Below are 20,642 nucleotides of genomic sequence, written 5' to 3' on the forward strand. Positions count from 1 at the left end.
TCCAATTATTTTAAATGGGGTAGATAAAGAGTGGAAGTCATATGATTATGACTCACAGGCCTTCCAAATGACATCATCGGGAAGTGGGGCGTTAATGGTTATGGGTTCTTTTTTTACAGGATGAATAAATTCAATGTGTTTGGCGTGTAAATGAATGCTAGCATCTTTATTACTGCGGTCAAAACCATATTTTAAATCGCCTTTTATAGCGCAGCCTATAGTAGCAAGTTGAGACCTTATTTGATGATGCCTACCAGTCTCTAAATTGATTTCAAGTAAAAAATAACGGTCTAAATTTTTTATAACTTTATAATGAAGTACGGCTTTTTTGCTTGCTGTAACGTCTTTATTGTGGGCTTTAGATTTGTTGTTTTTAGGGTTCTTAACCAGCCAATGTGTTAGGGTATCGGCCGTTTTTGGTGGTTGATTTTTTACCACAGCCCAATAGGTTTTTTGAATGTCTTTAGATATAAACAGTTTGTTTAATCGCGGTAGGACCTTACTGGTTTTTGCAAAAATTACTAAGCCTGTTGTGGGACGATCTAAACGATGAACCGTACCCAAATACACATTTCCAGGTTTATTGTATTTGTCTTTAATATACGCCTTAACCACATCGCTTAAAGGTTTGTCGCCTGTTTTGTCTCCTTGCACAATATCGCCAGCACGTTTATTTACAACAATAATGTGATTGTCTTCATAAAGTACTTGGAGATTAGTTTTGTTGGAAAGGATCTTGGAGGCGGTCAATTTTTTGTTGGTTATTGTTGGTTGATGGTTACTAGTTATTAGTTATGGGGATGCGTAATTATTGTTTACAGTTTATAGCCCATAACAATTTAATATTTATTAATGATTATTTATTATTGCCAAAAGCAAATAGCCTACTGTAATTTATTTTTTTGCCTAAAGCCTAAAGCCTAAAGCCTAAAGCCTAAAATCTAATACTTTTCCTCCTCATTTGGGAAATCTGCTGTTTTTACATCATCAACATATTGTCCGATGGCTGTGGTCATGTCTTCGTAAAGATTTAAATAGCGGCGTAAAAATCTAGGGTGAAATTCGTGGGTCATCCCTAACATATCGTGTAGAACTAAAACTTGTCCGTCTACATCGGGACCAGCACCAATACCAATGATAGGAATACTAACACTTTCGGCAACTTCTTTAGCTAATTGGGCAGGAATTTTTTCCAAAACGATGGCATAACAACCAATGCGTTCTAACATTTTAGCATCGGCGATGAGGCGCTTTGCTTCTTGTTCTTCTTTAGCACGAACCGTATAGGTTCCGAATTTATAAATGGATTGTGGTGTTAAACCCAAATGGCCCATTACAGGAATTCCAGCATTTAAAATACGCTTAATAGACTCTTTAATTTCTTTACCACCTTCTAATTTTACAGAATGGGCTCGACTTTCTTTCATAATTCTAATGGCCGAACGTAGGGCTTCTTTAGGATCACTTTGGTAGCTTCCAAAAGGTAAGTCGACAACAATTAAAGCGCGATTTGCAGCACGTACCACCGATGAGGCATGATAAATCATGTGGTCTAACGTAATAGGCAGCGTAGTTTCGTAACCTGCCATTACATTACTTGCCGAATCGCCAACGAGCATGACATCGACACCAGCGCCATCTACGATTTTAGCCATGGTATAATCGTATGCGGTAAGCATCGATATTTTTTCGCCACGAGCTTTCATATCGACTAAGGTTTTTACGGTTACTCGTTTGTATTCTTTTTTTGCTGTAGACATTTTTTCTGTATAAATTTTATGAGATGCAAAAATACTAAATAAAGCAGATATGGCTAAATTTTTATGGCTTTAGCTTCTGGTTTTATGATGGGTTTAATATTTGACGTGCGCTGCGCAAGGGATAGAAGTGAAAAGCCCACAGGGAGGTACGACCGCGGACTTGCAACGGATAGCCCGACCCCTTAGGGTTGCGCCCAAAAACTATTAACAATCGGTGAGGTGAACGCCTACGGCAAGGCCGCCTTTGCTGGTTTCTTTGTATTTGGTATTCATATCTTTAGCGGTTTCCCACATGGTTGAAACGACTTTGTCTAGAGGTACTTTTACGTTCTCTGGACTGGTGTCTAGCGCCAATTCGGCAGCGTTTATTGCCTTTATAGCGCCCATGGCATTGCGCTCAATACAGGGCACTTGCACGAGTCCGCCAATAGGGTCGCAGGTAAGCCCCAGGTGATGTTCCATAGCAATTTCGGAAGCGACCAAAACCTGTTCTGGGGTGCCACCAAGCAGTTCGCATAAAGCGCCAGCAGCCATGGCTGAAGACACGCCAATTTCGGCCTGACAACCGCCCATTGCCGCACTTATGGTTGCGCCTTTTTTAAAGATGCTTCCTATTTCGCCAGCGACCAATAGAAAACGTTTGATGTCTTCGAAGTTTCCGTCGTGATTTTCGATAACCAAATAATACATGAGCACGGCAGGAATTACGCCAGCGCTTCCGTTGGTAGGTGCTGTAACTACACGTCCTAAAGCAGCATTAACCTCATTAACAGCAAGTGCAAAACAGCTTACCCATTTAAGGATTTGACGGAATTTAACTTCGGTTTGCCTGATGGAATAAATCCACTCGACAGCGTTACTATAAGGTGCTGTGCCTTTTATATTTTGATGAATATCGAAGGCGCGGCGGCGTACTTTTAAGCCACCTGGAAGTGTCCCTTCGGTATGGCAGCCCAAGTACATGCTATCTAGCATGGTATCCCAAATGCGTTTTAATTCGGCGTCAATTTCGGCTTCTGTACGAATGGATTTTTCGTTTTCAAGAACGATTTCTGAAACCGATTTGTCCCAGGTTTTACAAAATTGAAGCAACTCGGTGCCTTTATCGATAGGATAGGGGAAGCTGCATTTTATCTCGAAATTCTTTTTTGCGTTGTTTTTGGTTTCTTTAACCACAAAACCACCTCCAATAGAATAGAAAGTTGAACTTTGTTTTTTACCCTTTATAAGCGTTGAAAAACGAAGTCCGTTAGCATGAAAAGGCAGAAATTTTTTATTGAAAACAATAGCGGTATTCGGGTCGAATGGGATGCGGTTTTCGTTATTGAAGCATAGGGTTTTACTTGTCTTTATTTCTGAAATAATGCGGTTTATATCCTCTGTGGGCATGGTTTCTGGATCGGCACCTGTAAGACCTAGCATGATTGCTAAATCGGTAGCATGCCCTTTACCGGTTAATGACAACGACCCATATAAATCGATTTGTATGTTTTCTACCTGGCCAAAGGTGTTCGCTTTTTTAGTTCGGCTATCCATTGTTCGGCCGCGCGCCAAGGTCCCAGAGTGTGAGAACTAGATGGACCTACACCAATTTTAAGCATGTCGAAAACAGAGATACATTCCATAGGGGCTGAGTTTGCGTAAAGGTATATATTTTTATGATGAATTTTAATGAATTTATAGTAACTGATTTTGGCATGGGTTGCTAGGTTTTATAAGCTGTTAAAGCATTAATAGCCAGTATTAAATAATACCTAACAAACATTTAAAATGTAGGAAAATTTTGATTTAATAAAAACCTTGTTATATTTAACATTTTTTAAATATAATAGAATATGACTATAGAGAAAGGATTGGACTGGGGGTTAAAGCATAACGATGGTGTGGAGTCACTGTCGCATAACAGAACGTTTATAGTTCAAAAATTTACAGATTTACCAGATTTGGTTCCGGAAGTGGTGACAGATTTACAAACAGTTAATGACTTTTTTAATCACTTTAAACCGCAGGTAAGTGTTAAGTTTCATGATTCGAAGGGTAAACTTATACATGAAACTGTTGAATTTAGGAATATAACCTATTTTGCTCCAGAAAGTATGCTCTCTAAAAGTGACTTTTTAAACCGTTTGGAACGTGAAAAAACATGTTGTTTTGAGGTTTTAAAAACGCTAAATACCGATGAAGATATCCAAGTCATTATTCGAGATGACACCGCCAAAACCGCCCTTTTACAAAAAATAAAAGCCTTGAAAGAAGAACTTAGAAAAACATAAAGATTCATGCGTAGCAAACAAAGTCAAAATTTAGAAAACAAGTTGAATAATGCTGTGGAAATCCAAGCTTGGGAAGCTTTTGGTAGAGACGTCTTACAAAAGCTGATACCGCCATTACATTTTATTTCTGCTGAAGACGGTATTGATGATTTGAAACTTTCTAAGGAAGAAAAGGAAGCGTTATGTTATACTTTAGGGCTTTGGGAAACTTTGCTTGAAGACGGTGAAGGTTTTTTAGATATGCGGTCTATTTTGATTAAGAATTTGGAACAATTAAAATCTGACTACGAGCGCTTTTTAAAAGCATCGATTGAAAAAGCCAAACCATTGGAGGTTGCTTATCATTCGGTTGGTTTATTTTTTAATAATGCCAATGAAGCAAGTATTTCGCGGTTAACCGTAATGAATGCAGATATTGAGCAACTCAAAGATTTAGATAATCCTGTTTTTATTGATGCGGTAAGAGATGAAATTAATTCGGCTTTTGATCGCTTGGATTTAAGTTCACACTATTCTCTGCTTGTTATTCCGGGTTATTTGGGGGCTAATAAGGTATTGGACCGTTGGGCAAAACTGGCTTTTGAACATAAAGTATTTATGGTAACAGATTTTGCACATTTGGATGCACCCGATGATGTAGTGGCCCATTTTAAAACGACCAATCACGTGCGTAATGAAACCTATTTGTCTAATGTGGTTATGACCTGTAATTGGTTCGTTGGACGAGGAAAATATGATTTTATTGCCGAGGAAGACGATTTGTATGTACCACCATCGTTGGCTGTGGCAGGGAAACTTTATAGTAACAGCTTGTCTCAGGCAAGTGCCGGAAGAAAATACGGTGCATTAAAAGGGGTAGGAGGTGTTTGTTTTAAGCTTAAAAAGCATGATTTAGCTATTTTAGAAGGCTTGGGCTTGATACCCATGTATTTTGAAAATGGCCAAATTATAGCCTACTCGGCAAAAACACTTTTTAATGGAAATAATTTGGGGCTACAAACTTATTCGGTAGTGCGCGTTTTTGATTATGTAAGCAAAGTGCTTATAGATTATTTTAACCGAAAAACCTTCGAGAATTTTAACGTACGTACCCGAAAAGAGTTTATTCATGATATTGTGAGCTTTTTAGATAAAAATACAGGAGCTCAAAAATTGATTGAAAGTTTTAGCATTAAACGATTAGAACAAGATATGGAACATAAAGATCGTGTGCATTTGGAACTTTATATGGAACCATATTTTCCAGCCAAAAACTTTTTAATTCATTTAAATGGTAAAATTGGCGATTCGGGCAAGGCTAATTCTTGGGAGGCGCATTACGAGCAGAAAGGCTGAGATGACTTAATAGCTTTGATAAATTATGTCTGAATCACTTATAATATACTCAAGGTGACATGCCTGGCTATAGGGCGTATGTTTTAAGCTTTAGGGAATAACCAGCAACCAAAAGTTAAAATTTAATTTCAGACTCTGCTTTTTGTTTCATTAAAATAATATTTTGCTAGGAAGCAAAAATTGTATTAGTACTTCAAATTTATAAGCGCTCTTACTTCATCCAAAGTGCTTATTAGTTGTTTGCTAAATGCGAACGTCATAATATCACTTTCCGTTTTTCCTTGCCGCAGTAAATTGTTAAAATGGATGGTTTCGTAATTGTAGCCTATGGTTTTGTAATCAAAATCTAAGGTCTTTTCTTTGTTTTCTGTGTATAATGTAATTGTTGAAGGTTGATGAAACATGGTGTTTATCTTCACTGTGGCCTTTTCAAAGCTAAAAATAGCTTCTGTTTTTAAATCTTCAATTAGCGAACTTTTTAATTTTGCAATAGCACCGTCTTCATATTTAAAAGTCATATCACAAGAAGCGTCTGCGCCGTTTTTAAAATATGTAGCATCAGCCTCAATTTTATCGGGAAGGCCTAAAGTCGATAAAGCGGCGAAAATAGGGTAGATGCCTATATCTAATAAACTACCACCACCTAAGGATTTGTTGAAGAGTCTCGAACTGTTATCAAAATCTCTATAAAACCCGAAATCGGCTTCCAGTTTAAGCAACTTGCCATAAGTGTTGTTTTTTACGGCATCTAAAACAAACTGGTAGTGCGGTAAGAAGTAGGTCCAAAGTGCTTCCATTAAAAGCCCGTTTTTAGATTGGGCTACAGCAATCATGGTTTCGACTTCCTCGGCATTCATGGCGAATGGCTTTTCACAGAGTACAGCCATACCATATTCCAAACACAGTAAGGTGTTTTCTTTGTGTAAAGCATGTGGTGTTGCGATATAAACCGCATCGATATTGTCGTCTTTTGCTAATTGCTCATAGCTATCGTAGGTTTTAGTTGCATCGTACTTTTTGGCGAAATCTTTAGCCTTTTTTAAACTTCTAGAGGCTACAGCATACAATTTTGCCCCAGACACAGTTTGTAGGTCTGTAGCAAATTTATTAGCGATTTTTCCAAGGCCAATAATGCCCCAGTTAATGGTTTTCTGTTCTGGTTGCTTTGTCATTTGGTAATACGGATTGAAGGATACATGCCAAGGTAATAACGATTAGGCAGCCTACAAAATTTAACCATAAAAAAGGAAGGTTAATGTATTCATATTGATTAAGTAAAAACAAAGCGATTACAATTATTTGGGTGATTAAGGCCCCTATAAAAACCGCATTTCCTTTAACAAACTTGAAGAAAAAGGCTAGTAAGAATATACCCAATACATTACCATAAAATATAGAACCAATAATGTTTACCAGTTGAATAAGGTTTTCAGCTAAGTTCGCGACACAAGCAATACCAATGGCGATTAATCCCCAACCAAAGGTGAACCATTTTGAGGCTTTAACCATAGCTTCTTCAGATTTTTCGCTTGTATTACGTTTGTATAAATCCATGGTTGTTGTTGATCCTAAGGCGTTTAATTCACTGGCCGTACTACTCATGGCTGCACTTAAAATTACGGCTAATAACAAACCAATTAATCCACGTGGTAAGTTGTTCAAAATAAAATGTATAAACACATAATCTTTATCGTTGCTTTCAACTTTTACACCTTGACTTTGGGAAGCTTTATCGATTAAAACTTTAGCTTCGTTTCTAATGGTTTCTTCAGCTTCATTGGCTATAGTAATGTAATTTGATGACGTATCATCTGGAGTCGCGATAAACGATTGTATAATTTTTTGTTTTTCATCAAACACTTGTGCTTGTTCTTTTTGCAGTGTTTTAAAGTCTTCGGCATATTCCGAATTTAAAACCAATGCGGTTGCCGTAGGGTTGAAGTTTATAGGGGAGCTGTTAAATTGATAAAACACAAAAACCATAACGCCAACAAGAAGGATAAAAAACTGCATCGGTATTTTTAAAATACCGTTAAAAATGAGTCCCAATTGCATTTCTTTTACCGATTTCCCTGAGAGGTAGCGTTGCACCTGACTTTGGTCGGTTCCAAAATACGAGAGCATTAAAAAAGTACCACCAATAATACCGCTCCAAAAGGTATACCGGTTATTCAGATCGAATGAAAAATCAAGTACTTCCATTTTACCACTAGCTCCAGCGATTTCTAAAGCTTTTGTAAAAGTGATGTCTTGTGGTAGTTTATCAACGATCAAGAAAAAAGCCACTAACATACCAATAAAAATAACGACCATTTGGTGTTTTTGAGTAACGTTAACTGCTCTCGTTCCACCAGAAACGGTATAAACGATAACCAATAAGCCAATGATGATGTTTAGGGTGAGTAAATCCCATCCTAAAACAACCGATAAAATTATAGCAGGAGCAAAAATGGTGATGCCGGCTGCCAAGCCTCGTTGTATTAAAAATAGTATAGCAGCTAGGGTTCTGGTTTTTAAATCAAATCGATTTTCTAAAAACTCATAAGCTGTATAGACTTTTAATCGATGATAAAGCGGAATAAACACCATACAAATAACCACCATGGCAATAGGTAAGCCAAAATAGAATTGTACGAACCCCATGCCGTCGTTAAAGGCTTGTCCTGGTGTTGATAAAAAAGTAATCGCACTGGCTTGAGTTGCCATAACCGATAAACCAATGGTCCACCATTTAGAGGTATTCCCGCCACGAAGATAATCCGTCACGTTTTTACTGCCTCTTGTTTGCCAAGTTCCATAAGCTACAATAGCAATTAGGGTTGAGCATAGTACGGCCCAGTCAATCCAACTTAAAGTTTGCATATTTTAAAAGGATTTTGTGATGAAGTAAAACGCAATGAAATATAGCACATTGACTATTAAAACAACCGAATATAAGGTTAGCCAAGTTTGTTTTGGTGGTTCTTCGTTATTCATAAGTTGGTTTATTTTTCGGTTTGATTAAGGTCTTCTTTGCCTAATGAAATCATATTTGCGAACAAACGGTAGGCTCCAGAAACACCTGATGGAAATTCTCTGAAAAAGCTGAGTCCTGTGTAAATATAGTAGCCTTTACCATATTTAGCGACCAGTAAGCTTCCTTTTTTATCCGATTCCTTTTTATCGTGGATTTCTAAAATAGGGGTAAATTCTTTGGCCCAGCCATTGGGAAAATATAATCCGCGTTCTTGCGTCCAGCCTTCAAAATCTTTTTGAGTGATTTTATTCGGGTAATTTAAAACGGGATGTTTCGGACTTAAAAAGCGAACCTGAGCGTTTTCATCGGTAACACGGTCTCTGGATAAAGTCAGTTTATAAGGTGCGATGTGGTCTACCTTTAAGCGGTGACTCGTATTGTATTGTACAATCATATTTCCGCCTTGAGCTACAAAATCAAAAAGTGTTTGCTGTTTAAACTGTAAGTCATCTAAAGTGTTGTAAGCTCGAATTCCAACAACTACAGCATCAAAATGACTTAAGCTTTCTGCAGAAATTTCAGCAGGTGTTAAAAACTGAACCTCGTATCCAATTTGTTCGAGACTTTCAGGAACCACATCACCGGCACCTTGAATGTAAGCGATATGTTTTCCTTTTTTCTGAATATCCAAGCGCACAACTTTTGTTTCATTAGGTAGTAAAACGGTTTGTTTAGGAATGTGGCTATAATCAATTTCTATAAGCTCTTTATTGTAGGCTTGATTTCCAACGAAAACCATAGGGCTAATATACCCTTCATTACCATTTTTAGGCGGCGTTATCGTGAAATTAAAGTTTTGTTCTTCGCCTTTATGAACAATAGATACGGGTTGTGATTTAGGAAATACTTGCCAACCTTCTGGGTGTTCAATTTCTACAGCACCTTTTAAATTGTCATGTCCCGCTCTAACAATGACTTGGATATTTCTTTTCTCATTGGAATTAAAAATGATGACTTTTTCGGTAATACTAGCTGAAGCTTCTGGGATGATTTCAAACGGACGATACAATTCACCTTTATCGGGTTCGGAGTAACGCTGAATCACGTCTTTTGAAATACTAAAAGGCACATTATTGATGAGTAAGTTAAACTTGACGTTATAGGCTCTAGGGGTTTCTGGAAGGCCAATTAAATCTTTGTTATCCACGTGATACATGCCAAGGCTTCCTTTTTTGTTGAGCCAGTAGGGTGTTGTGGGTTGCTGATTTTCTTTAATATTTAAAACCTCTTCGAAGTTGTATTTTATGTTATTCTTTAAGTCGATATTTTTTGAAACACTAAGTTTTTCTGAAGTTTCATAACTGAGTAAAAGCATCGGTATGTCACTTCGGTTAAGCACTTCGATGTTAATTTTTACAGCTTCGCTAGGTGTCGCCCAATTGGTTTCTGCCGAGGCTTCTAAATACAAACCGGCACACATTTCTATAATATGAATGAGCTCTTTAGATTTTTGAATTTTCCAATGTTCATTATCTGCTTTTTGAAGCAGTTGATAGGCTTTAACCAATTGCGGAATATGCTCTGAAGGGTTTTTAAAATTGAAGTTGTTTTCTACAGCATATAAAATGTCACCAATGGCTTGTCCGCCTTTAATACGGTTCCATGTGGTATCAATACCTTCAAAAATGTTGTCACTATCTTTTAAGGGATCACCTTTCAGGAATTCAACATACTCTTTTTGAGTGCCGCGCTGGGTTAAATTACCAAACCCTTGACATAAATGCTGACTCCTAGCAATGGCAGCCACTTCGTTGTTAGACATGCCTTTAAGTGGGTAAAAAGTACCTATATCGAAACTAATCATATCACTTTTGTCGGCGGCATCAAATTTGTCTTGTCCGCCATAAAACCAATGGCTCGTATTAAAAAACAAGCGTTTTGGTTGCCAAGCGGTGGTTCTATCTAATTGTTCTGGGAAAGCCGTTTTATCGTTAGCTATCTCAAAGGCTTCAACACTTAGCATGGCCGATCCTGTATGGTGCCCATGGGTCGTACCAGGGCTTCTATGGTCAAAACGGTTTATAATGATATCGGGTTGAAATGTTCTAATGGCTAAAACGACATCGCTTAAAACCATGTCTTTGTCCCATATTTCAAAAGTTTCATCAGGGTGTTTGGAGTAGCCAAAATCGTTGGCTCTTGTAAATAGTTGTTCGCCGCCATCAACACGTCTTGCAGCAAGCAATTCCTGAGTTCTTAAAACACCAAGTAATTCTCTAATATCCGAACCTATTAAATTCTGACCGCCATCACCACGCGTTATAGAAAGGTATGCTGTTCTGGCTTTAATATGATTGGACATGTAGGCGATAAGACGCGTGTTTTCGTCGTCTGGATGTGCCGCAACGTATAAAACAGAACCTAAAAAGTTGAGTTTTTGTATGGATTCGTAAATTTCAGAAGATGAGCTTTTTATCGGTTTTTGTGCGTAGGTAATCAATAGCGTTAGTAAAGCTATGGCTAAAGAAAGGCGTTTTTTATTCATTTTGGTTATAAGCTAAAAAATCAAATATACCAAAGTTGATGCTGCGTTAAAAGGTTTTAGTGTTTCTTTAACGGTTTGGTTTGGGGGAGTTCCAAAGTTCCAAAGTTCCAAAGTTATATTGTTATAAAGTAATAAAGTTACAGAGAAGCAACTTCTAAAAGTTGAACTTGAAACTGAGCTCTTATCCCCTTGAGGACTATCGAGATGGAAACATTGTTTTTATCGAAGATACATGGCGAAGCCAATAGGTGGGGTATAGTTTGTAAGTAAAAAAAAGCTACAAAGCTTCAAAAGCACCTCGACAAGCTCGGTGTGACAAGTTAAAAGTATGGTTGAATTAGAAGATTATTAATCAATAAACAATTATAAATAATCAATTGCTTTAAGTTTTTAAGATAGTATTCAAAAAAAAATCACGGCTAGTAAAAGGACTAACCGTGATTATAATATGAATAAAACTTAATTTAAAAAGACTTATTACCTTTTAATGAAACGTTTTAAAGTTTCGGTACTTCCGTTAGATACTTTAAGTAAGTACATTCCAGATTGTAAACCTCTTAAATCAATTTTTTCAACTCCAAAAGCTTGTGTATTTGAATACACAAATTGGCCTAAAGTGTTATAGATTTCAATTTTTGACGTTTGACTTCCAGATAGTTTAACCATGATAAAATCTGAAGCTGGATTCGGGAATACCGATACAGCAAAGGCGCTATCTTCATCGGTAACTTTATCAGCGGCTTCTTTAGCTGAACCAGCAATTAATTCGAATTCAATCCAATCGATATCAGCACTTTCTCCATCAGCGTTAGAGGTTAACACGATTTCGTTGTTACCTGCGTTTAAAGCAGTGACTAAGCTAGCTCTAGCAAAAGATGAACTTTGAGTAGCAGGAAGTGATAATGTTTGTGAATTCCCATTAAAACTGATATTTACAGAAGGATTCATTGTAGCCTTTCTGGTATATCTAAGTGTTACCGTATAGTTTCCAGAAACAGGCGCGTTAAAGTTCCAGATAATTTGTTTTCCAGCACTGTTTGAAAGGTTTATGGTATTATCAAAATCGGCTGCATCATAATATTTGATAGATCCGTCGTAAGCGATAGTTCCAGCATCGGTCACTTCAATACGTGTAGGCTCTGTTGGTTCTATAATTGAACCTTCAATTGTTGCAGAAGCATAGTTGGAATTGATTGAGCCATTGGCTTTAATCCAATAGAAATATTCTGTATTCGCATCTGCCGTGGCATCTACATAACTTGTAGCAGATACAGCTAGAGTTGCTATACGTACTCTGCCACTTGGATTGGAATCTAAATCTCTGTATAGTTCAATGCTTGTTGGCGCAAAATTGGCGGTCCAATTTAAACTTATAGATGTTTCTCCTGGAGTAGCCGTTAAGCTTATTGCGTTGCTTGGAGCAGCAATCGTTGCTGAAGCCGCATTAGAGTTAAATGCGCCATTTGATTTTATCCAGTAGTAGTAGGTTGTTCCTACAGTAGCTGTATTGTCGGTGTAACTCGTAATATCAACAGAAGCGATATTTGCTAATTTAGTTCTACCAGCAGGATCGGCATCGGTGTCTCTGTATAGTTCGTAGCTTGTTGCGGTTCCTTCAACTAAAGTCCAGTTAAGGTTAATTTCAGTTTCAGTAGCAACGGCGTTAAGTGAAACTACAGGGTCTGCATCTGGCGCAAAAATTGTTGCTGATGCCGCATTAGAGTTAAATGCACCATTTGATTTTATCCAGTAGTAGTAGGTTGTTCCTACAGTAGCTGTATTGTCGGTGTAACTCGTAATATCAACAGAAGCGATATTTGCTAATTTAGTTCTACCAGCAGGATCGGCATCGGTGTCTCTGTATAGTTCGTAGCTTGTTGCGGTTCCTTCAACTAAAGTCCAGTTAAGGTTAATTTCAGTTTCAGTAGCAACGGCGTTAAGTGAAACTACAGGGTCTGCATCTGGCGCAAAAATTGTTGCAGATGCCGCATTAGAGTTAAATGCGCCATTTGATTTTATCCAGTAGTAGTAGGTTGTTCCTACAGTAGCTGTATTGTCGGTGTAACTCGTAATATCAACAGAAGCGATATTTGCTAATTTAGTTCTACCAGCAGGGTCGGCATCGGTGTCTCTGTATAGTTCGTAGCTTATTGCGGTTCCTTCAACTAAAGTCCAGTTAAGGTTAATTTCAGTTTCAGTAGCGACAGCGTTAAGTGAAACAACGGGATCCTCAGGTTGTTCGATCACTAAACCGTATTCTACAGCACCTAAATCTGGTCGAGATCCGCTGTAATCAATTCCTGAAGTAGTTACACCTGCATCAATTAAATTACTGCTTGATTTTAGGTTTAAGAAACCGTTAGAAGTTGGATAGGCATTTGGACCTGGGCTCGTGGTTACAAAGTCATTTGAACTAACCGAAAGGCTTCCATCTACATTAATAAATGCGTTAGGAGCCGAGTAGTTTCCACGAATACGATCGTTTTGTGAGTTTCCAAATGACACGTTGTTTTTCCAAACATGGCTTGCACCATCTCTTGTATGAATGTTATATTCTCCGTTATTATAGGATGTATTGTTTGTAAATTCTATAGTACCAATATTTCCATTGTCTGTAAATCCGTGTTTACCGTTATTAAAGGCAATACAGCGGCGTACAATATGATTTATTTTATGAGCACTAGATCCTAGTTTGAATCCGTTTTTATCACCACCACCGGAAGATCCACCAGTAGTTAACGTACCGTTACTGTGGGCGATACAATCTTCAAATGTCACCACACCAATAGGGCCGGTATCACTTTTAGTGTATAAATCCCAACCATCGTCAATATTGTGGTGGGCCACACATCCACGGAAGGTGTTACCAACTCCACAAGTTAATTTAGCAGCAAAACCATCGGCATCTTCATTATCAGAATCGCGGTTGTTGTAAGCTTCACAATTTAAAATTAAGTTGTGTGAAGGCCAATCGCTAATAGAAGTAGCACTTGTATTGTATCTACTTAACTGTAAACCAGTATCGTGATTTGATCTAAAAATACAACTTTCAATCGTGTTGTAGTTTCCAGAAAGTAGCATGCCGTTGTCACCTGCTTCTTCAATAGTAATACCTTTAAAGTGCCAGTAGTTACCATCTAAAACAATACCACGGTTTGAAGATAACTCCGACTGAGCGGCAAAGCTAAGAACAGGCATACCGTCGTATCCGAATACTTTAATTTTAGAGCTCGAAGACCCGTTTTTAGTGATTACAATGGTAGAAGAGAAGTTGTATTTACCTCCTTTTACATAAATGGTACCTCCGGAAGACACGCTAGAAAGCGCAGATTCAAACGTTTTTGGTGAGTTTATAGTTCCAGAGTTACTTGCAGAACCGTTATTGGCTACGTAAATGGCTGAAGGGTCTGTGGGTGGGTTTTCAGGATCAGGGTCTTCGTCTGCTTTTGGAGTAGTCACTTGCGCAGCATTCGATGAATAATCGTTACTAACTTTTACCCAATAATAATAAGTTGTTTCGGCAGCAGCCGAATTATCGCTGTAGAATCTAGCATCTGGTGCTAAAGTTACAATTTTTGTTCTACCAGCAGGATTAGAGTCGATATCTCTATAGATTTCAAGAGCGTCAACGGTGATATTACTAGCTGTCCAACTTAAGTTCACATTGGTGCCAGAAACAGAAGCACTTAAAGATACGCTAGGATCTCCTGGAGGCGGATTGACAACATCCCCCGTGCTAAGTATCATGTAGTAAAGATTTGCGGTGTCACCTTTTGTGATGGTGTGCGAACCAGCACTTAGTTGTTGCGTTAACTCGCCGCCTGAAACATTAACATTATTGCCATCAATTTTAATGCTTCCAGACCAACCTTCGTTAAAAACAAGGGTTATAGAACCACTTGAAGCTGTATTAAAAGAAATGCTTGTACTAGACTCAATTTTTAAGCATTGTGTTAAGGTTAAACCGGCGTAGTTAACCGTTCCTTTAGAATCGGAAAGGTTTCCAGAAATACTAAATACATTACTACTTGTTCCAGAAGTTGTGAAATTGTGGGTAGTACCTCCAGCTGGCGGTGGCGTTATTATTTCGTCGTCACCGTTTGGTGTTGCCGATTGAGAATTTGATTCAACATTACCATTGGCTTGAACCCAATAGTAGTAAGTCGTTCCGTTATCTACAGAATTATCGGTGTAGCTTGTAGCGCTAGATGATAAATCGGTTAATTTCGTTCTTCCGCTTGTGCTGGAGCTTGTGTTTCTATACACGGTGAAACCAGAAGCTGTTAGGTTAGCTGTAGACCAGTTTAATGTTACAGATCCGTCTCCCGAAGTTGCTGTTAGTGAAATAGTAGGATCGGTAGGAATTACTGGTGCAGAACCTTCACCTTGAATATATTGTAATTTTGTATTGTAGTTTATTAATGCTGATTTAAGCGCACTATTTACATCGTAAGACGTGTCGTCCACAGAATTATTAAAAGTGAAATTGAAATCACCACCTTCTTGTCTGCCACTATATGTCGTCACGTTAGTTTTAGCGTTTTGAGGCGAATCTGCAGTATAACTATACATTGCAGAAGAATTGTCGAAATTGTTGTAAGTGTTAGAACCATAAGATGATTTTACACTGCTGCTAATGGTTTGACTTTTACTTGTAACCACATAAGCATCAAAATCGGTTGTAGATCCCGAATAATTAGAGTCTCCATAGGCAACAAAACGTTTTTGCCCAGTCATGTAATTGTTGTAAGCCTTAATGGTACCACCATCTTCTTTAGAAAATGTTGGCATATCCGAGTAATCGTTGGAACCTTCACTTTCATCATAAACATCAGACCCTTGCATAGAAGTCAGCATAGGGTATTTACAGTTACGGAAATAGTTTCCTTCTACAAAAACCGATGATCCCTTGGTTGAACCCACACCATATTTAGCAACACCATCGTAGTAGTTGTTGTAAACGTGTGCCGAATAAAAGCGTACACGCGGATGACGAGAATCAGAATGGTCGTACCAGTTGTGGTGGTAAGTAATGTACAAACCTTCAGTCGTGTTTTCGCTTAAACCTAAAAGGTTAGATTTTCCTGCATCCCAAAAGTGGTTATAAGAAAAAGTAACATAAGTTGATTTTTTACAATCTAAAGCGCCATCTCCTTTTGCTTGATCTGAGTCTCCTCCAGCATCGCCATAGAAGAAATCACAGTTGTGTACCCAAACATATTGGTTATTCTGTTGTAAACCAATATTATCACCTTCACCGCTATCGCAGTTCATGGTACCAATATTTCTTACTTCAATGTTTGTTGCATTTTTAATACGAATACCCCAACCGTCAGCGGTAGCATCATCGCCTACGCCTTCTAGGGTAATGTAGCTCGAGGCATTATTACTGTTTTCAATAACAATATCACCATTTTGCATATACGACATATCAGTTACCTGTCCGATAAGACGAATAATTAAAGGGCGTGTGTCTTTGCCTTTTTTAAAGCCTTCAAGAATAGTTTGTATACCAACACAAGGGTTAGAACTAGCTCCTGTAACATCTAGGCTAACAGTATTTTTAGTGTTTTCAGTTAAGTATAAGATAACCGCGTTATCTTTTGGTGTTCCATCTGCTTTGTAAGCTCCAGGAACTCGGCCATTACTAAAAGAAAATCCTGTACGGTCGTGGGCTTTTACGGTAATATTACTTGTTGTTGCTCCAGATCCTTCAGATCCGTTAAATACAGGGGCAACTTTAATAGTGTACTGTCCTGCTTTCAAACCTAATACGTCGGCACGGTAGTAGCTTCCGTACCCACGAATGAGTTGTGTGTCAATTTTTTTGTTACTAATACCTTGTCCGCTATAATACACATTATAGGAATCGGCTCCAGAGACTGGGGTCCATTTTACGGTGGCTGTTTCGAACCAACCGCTTGCTTCGTTAATCGTTACCGACTGAGCAATCGCTAGAAAGGATGCTAGGAGGAATGCTAACGAGAAAACTGTTTTTTTCATTTTGCTTAAATTAATAGTTATTGTTTAGTTGTTTTACAATTCTAAAGACATCACGTTCATGTATTTATAAAATGTAATCGATTACATTGGTAAATCGTGTAATCCATTGCCTAAAGTATATGTTACACCTCTGTTTTCCAAATAATTGCGAAATAATGTTAATAACTTCTTAAAATATGTTACTAAATCATGTTAATTTATCGATAAAGTGTATGAAAAATTATGTCATTAACATTTTTGTAGGATAATTGTGTGTCGATTTGTTGTATTGGATTAGTAAACAATATTAAATAGGAAATCGTTTTAGACTGTTCATTTAGCTGAAGTTATGGAAAACGTCTAGTGAAGCAATGTATCAGAGTGTCAAAGTTAAAGCGTTATAAGATTATATAGTTATAAGGTTATAAAGTTACCAAGGCACCTCGACAAGCTCGGTATGACAAGCTTAGAGTATAGTTAAACTCGAGGGTTAATAATCAATAATAAATAGTCAATAATTAATTTTTTAATTCACTCTTTATTATATTTCTTAAATTCAATGTTTTTAGTTTTCAAAATGCCATAAAATTTTCGAGGCGATATTTTTAGGTCTTTGGTGATGTCACTTACTTTTTTCTGCCCTTTTTTATACAATTTTAAATTATCGTTCAATTTTTTATTAAAGTAGTGTTTTTTTAGTTTCTCAATAATTTGTAATTCAGTGAGATTTGACTCCTTTGCATATTTTTCAATTTCAGATTTTATATCTTTTAAACTACTCATATGTTTTTTTTTAAGGGTTATGCTTAATAAAGACTAACGTATTTAATGAGCTAATTTACTAAATAAAAACCGATTAAAAAATCCGAAAGGATTTTTGTGAGTAGACTAGAACTAGTAATAAATTATATCCGTGTTGTCCAAGGTTTTTATTTTAAATTGTGTAAGATTTTCCTGTCTTCGTTTTGTTCATTAGATAAAGATTTGAAAATCATAAACCCAAATTCTGCGATTAAATTTATTTGTTTTTTTGTTTCTTCATATGTCATTATTAATTTCCAAGAACCCTGAATTTCCTCGTGTGAAAAGAATGTCTTATAAATGAACATTTGATTTTTACTAAAATTTAGCTTTTTTGTATCTAATAAGTGAAGTGAATGTACAATTGAATGTCTAACATTTGTAATTACATAATACCAATCATTCAAATTTATATCAGTATTATTTAGATTCTCAGATTCTTTATAGTTAGGACTAATTTCGCGTAATAGTTTTAATAACGCTGTATTATTCTTTGATCTGTAATATTTTCGTAGAAATTCTTTTTGATCAGTTAAGAGTTCTTTTTTAACTTTTAAATGTTTTTGGTATGTAGGGTATACGTTAAGGAATTCTCCAATTATATTGAATAAAAAACTTTCCAATATTTCGTAACAATTTGCTAAAAAAGTCATTCCATTTTGAGAAATTAAAGTATCTATGCTTTTTATCATCTCTTCTTGACCTTTAATTTCTATTTGAAACTCAGTAGGATAGTTTAATTTCCAGCCGTTAGCACTTTTTCCTGTTAAATCACCAATAATCAACTTAGTTCCTATGAAAGGCTCAATACCTGAATTTGATTCATTCTTTTTCTCAATTTGTTTTATCGTATTGGACAAATGGACTTTGGTCTGATAATGTAAGGATTCATACAAAGCTATTTTATTCAAAAAGTCATCAATTTCCTTTTTTAACGGATTTGTCATTTTCTGTGTTTTTCTTGACTAACGATAAATTTTGATCTAAATATGTCTTTGAAATTCAGCCGTTAGCTAATGGGATTATTCGGATAGTTTTGGGTTGATTTTTTTGGTACAACTATGCTATATAAAATAGCTAACAGAGTGTCTTATAATTTACTTCTACCTCCAAATTAAATTCTTCATTCTTCACTATTAATTATTACTTTCTAACTTTCAATATTCATAGCCCATTCATCAAGCTCGTTGTTAGAAATCCGCAGAGATTAATAATCAATAATCAATAATCAACATTAAAGCCACTTTTTACGCTTAAAGTAATACAGCATGCCTAAAAACATGACAATCATAACACCCCAAACAACAACATAGCCATATTTATATTTTAATTCTGGCATATATTCGAAATTCATCCCGTAAATACCGGCAATAAAGGTTAGTGGAATAAAAATGGAGGCCATGATGGTTAGTACTTTCATGACTTCGTTCATTTTGTTACTAATAGCGGTCATATACATATCCATTAAACTGGAAGCCATTTCTCTATAGATGTCTATACTTTCGGAAACTTGAATTAAATGGTCGTAGATATCTCTAAAAAAAGTAACCGTTTTTTCCTCGATAAGCGGATTTTCATTTTTATCAATTTTGATAAGGATTTCTCGAAGCGGAAAAATAGAGCGGCGCATACGAAGGATTTCGTGTTTTAAATCTCGAATTTTTTTACTGGTTTGATCATCAACATTTCCTGAAAAAATAGCATTTTCAAAGTCTTCAACTTTATCTCCTAAGAGTTCTATAACGCTAAAGTAATGGTCTACAATAGCATCAATTAAAATGTATAATAAATAATCAGATCCTAGTGATCTGGCTCTTCCGCGCCCAGCAATGATACGTGCTCTAACGGCATCAAAAACATCGCCTTCCGATTCTTGGAAAGTGAGTACGTAGTTTTTGCCTAAAACAAAACTCACTTGTTCCGAAATGATGTTTTCTTCATCATCATCTTTATAATACAGCATTTTCAACACCACAAAAAGGTATTCGCCATAGTCGTCGAGTTTAGGGCGTTGGGAAATACTAACAATATCTTCAACCACTAAAGGGTGTAAATTAAAATGATTACCTAGAGATTCAATCGCATTCACGTGGTTTAATCCGTTGAGGTTCACCCATGTCACCGAATCGGAGTTTTTGAAGTTGTAACTCTCTTCAACCGATTTTAGTTCTTTTACAGTACAGTGGGTTGTATTGTAATCGAAGGCTTCAATAAAGAGTTTTTCTTTGGTTCGTTCTCCTGTGTATATAGCACTTCCAGGCGCTTGACCTAATTTTTTTTTAGAATGCTTTGTTCTCGTTTTTTTTGCCATGGAAAAGAAGGTAGCCTGTTTTAAAAAATATAATTAGCGTTGATTGCGTTGCCCGACCAAGTTAATGAATCTCTATGAATTAAACAGCATCACTATCATCTTCATGAATGTCAACAATAGCGTCTTTTTGAATTAGTGACACTGCCTTTTGAAGCATAAGGTTGTTAGGGTAAGTTACCAAGCTTCCGTTATCCAGTCGTAAATGCAATTGAAAGGCTCTAATATCTTCAATAATACCAGTTATCGGGAAATCTTTATCATGAATTTCTATTTTGTCACCCACTTTATAAGGAAAATTAAAAAACATAATGATACCCGAAGTGATATTACTAAGAATAGACCAAATGGCAAAAAGACCAATACCTATAACCGCAAAAATAGATGAAAATACAACCGCCAGTTCTTTAAATTCCGTTCCGAAAATTAGCGATTCGATTAAAAGACCTACCAATAAAAAATTGACCGTAACATAACGTTTCATTAAGCGAATTCGAGCATCGTTAATGCCATTTTTTCGAGCCACTTTAGTAATGGTGAAGTTGATGATGTACCTCAAAATTAGTAATGAAAAAATGACTATTGCCGATACAATAAGTTCGTTTTGATAAGTTTCATGGAAATTTACAAACATATAAAATTCGTGGTTTTTAGTTAATCAAAGATACAGTCTAAAAAAATG

The 20,642-nt window shown here is 36.6% G+C and carries 12 protein-coding genes and 1 pseudogene; 2 read left to right on the top strand and 11 right to left on the bottom strand.

The window, feature by feature from the left end; genetic code table 11:
* Positions 1-45 precede the first annotated feature (45 nt).
* From C1A40_RS13340 to C1A40_RS13350, 3 genes and pseudogenes are all read right to left on the bottom strand, one after another.
* The gene (locus C1A40_RS13340) at positions 46-750 is read right to left on the bottom strand and encodes an RluA family pseudouridine synthase (protein ID WP_102996320.1); all 705 of its coding nucleotides are present in this window, start codon (positions 748-750) and stop codon (positions 46-48) included.
* Positions 751-941: 191 nt separating this feature from the next.
* A complete protein-coding gene (gene panB, locus C1A40_RS13345; RefSeq protein ID WP_102996321.1) occupies positions 942-1,760 on the bottom strand; it encodes a 3-methyl-2-oxobutanoate hydroxymethyltransferase in 819 nt (272 codons plus the stop codon).
* Between the two features lie 204 nt (positions 1,761-1,964).
* A pseudogene (locus C1A40_RS13350) lies at positions 1,965-3,385 on the bottom strand (L-serine ammonia-lyase).
* A 210-nt stretch (positions 3,386-3,595) separates the two neighbouring features.
* Between C1A40_RS13350 and C1A40_RS13355 the strand changes: the two are divergent.
* Both C1A40_RS13355 and C1A40_RS13360 read left to right on the top strand, forming a co-directional pair.
* The gene (locus C1A40_RS13355; protein ID WP_102996322.1) at positions 3,596-4,033 is read left to right on the top strand and encodes a hypothetical protein; all 438 of its coding nucleotides are present in this window, start codon (positions 3,596-3,598) and stop codon (positions 4,031-4,033) included.
* A gap of 6 nt (positions 4,034-4,039) precedes the next feature.
* Complete coding sequence (locus C1A40_RS13360; RefSeq protein ID WP_102996323.1) at positions 4,040-5,368, top strand: type VI secretion system contractile sheath protein TssC; 1,329 nt, start codon at positions 4,040-4,042, stop codon at positions 5,366-5,368.
* Between the two features lie 185 nt (positions 5,369-5,553).
* Here the strand turns inward: C1A40_RS13360 and C1A40_RS13365 are convergent, their stop codons facing one another.
* The 8 genes from C1A40_RS13365 to C1A40_RS13400 all read right to left on the bottom strand — a co-directional run bounded on the left by C1A40_RS13365 (position 5,554) and on the right by C1A40_RS13400 (position 20,594).
* The gene (locus C1A40_RS13365) at positions 5,554-6,540 is read right to left on the bottom strand and encodes a Gfo/Idh/MocA family protein (RefSeq protein WP_102996324.1); all 987 of its coding nucleotides are present in this window, start codon (positions 6,538-6,540) and stop codon (positions 5,554-5,556) included.
* Positions 6,509-8,230: a sodium:solute symporter family protein gene (locus tag C1A40_RS13370; RefSeq protein WP_102996325.1), complete on the bottom strand. Its 1,722-nt coding sequence runs from the start codon at positions 8,228-8,230 to the stop codon at positions 6,509-6,511. Before C1A40_RS13370 ends, C1A40_RS13365 begins: the two co-directional genes overlap by 32 nt.
* A 122-nt stretch (positions 8,231-8,352) precedes the next feature.
* A complete protein-coding gene (locus C1A40_RS13375; RefSeq protein WP_102996326.1) occupies positions 8,353-10,869 on the bottom strand; it encodes a PIG-L family deacetylase in 2,517 nt (838 codons plus the stop codon).
* A gap of 477 nt (positions 10,870-11,346) precedes the next feature.
* Positions 11,347-16,872, bottom strand: a complete 5,526-nt coding sequence (locus C1A40_RS13380) for a pectate lyase family protein (protein ID WP_102996327.1) — start codon at positions 16,870-16,872, stop codon at positions 11,347-11,349.
* 510 nt (positions 16,873-17,382) lie between these two features.
* Positions 17,383-17,634 (bottom strand): hypothetical protein, encoded by a 252-nt coding sequence (locus C1A40_RS13385; RefSeq protein WP_102996328.1) that lies wholly within the window; start codon positions 17,632-17,634, stop codon positions 17,383-17,385.
* A 146-nt stretch (positions 17,635-17,780) separates the two neighbouring features.
* On the bottom strand, positions 17,781-18,599 hold the full coding sequence (locus C1A40_RS13390; RefSeq protein ID WP_102996329.1) for a hypothetical protein: 819 nt from the start codon (positions 18,597-18,599) through the stop codon (positions 17,781-17,783).
* Between the two features lie 287 nt (positions 18,600-18,886).
* Complete coding sequence (gene corA, locus C1A40_RS13395; protein ID WP_102996330.1) at positions 18,887-19,963, bottom strand: magnesium/cobalt transporter CorA; 1,077 nt, start codon at positions 19,961-19,963, stop codon at positions 18,887-18,889.
* 79 nt (positions 19,964-20,042) lie between these two features.
* The gene (locus tag C1A40_RS13400) at positions 20,043-20,594 is read right to left on the bottom strand and encodes a mechanosensitive ion channel domain-containing protein (protein ID WP_102996331.1); all 552 of its coding nucleotides are present in this window, start codon (positions 20,592-20,594) and stop codon (positions 20,043-20,045) included.
* Between the last annotated feature and the right edge of the window lie 48 nt (positions 20,595-20,642).

Source organism: Tamlana carrageenivorans (assembly GCF_002893765.1).
GTDB classification, from domain to species: domain Bacteria; phylum Bacteroidota; class Bacteroidia; order Flavobacteriales; family Flavobacteriaceae; genus Pseudotamlana; species Pseudotamlana carrageenivorans.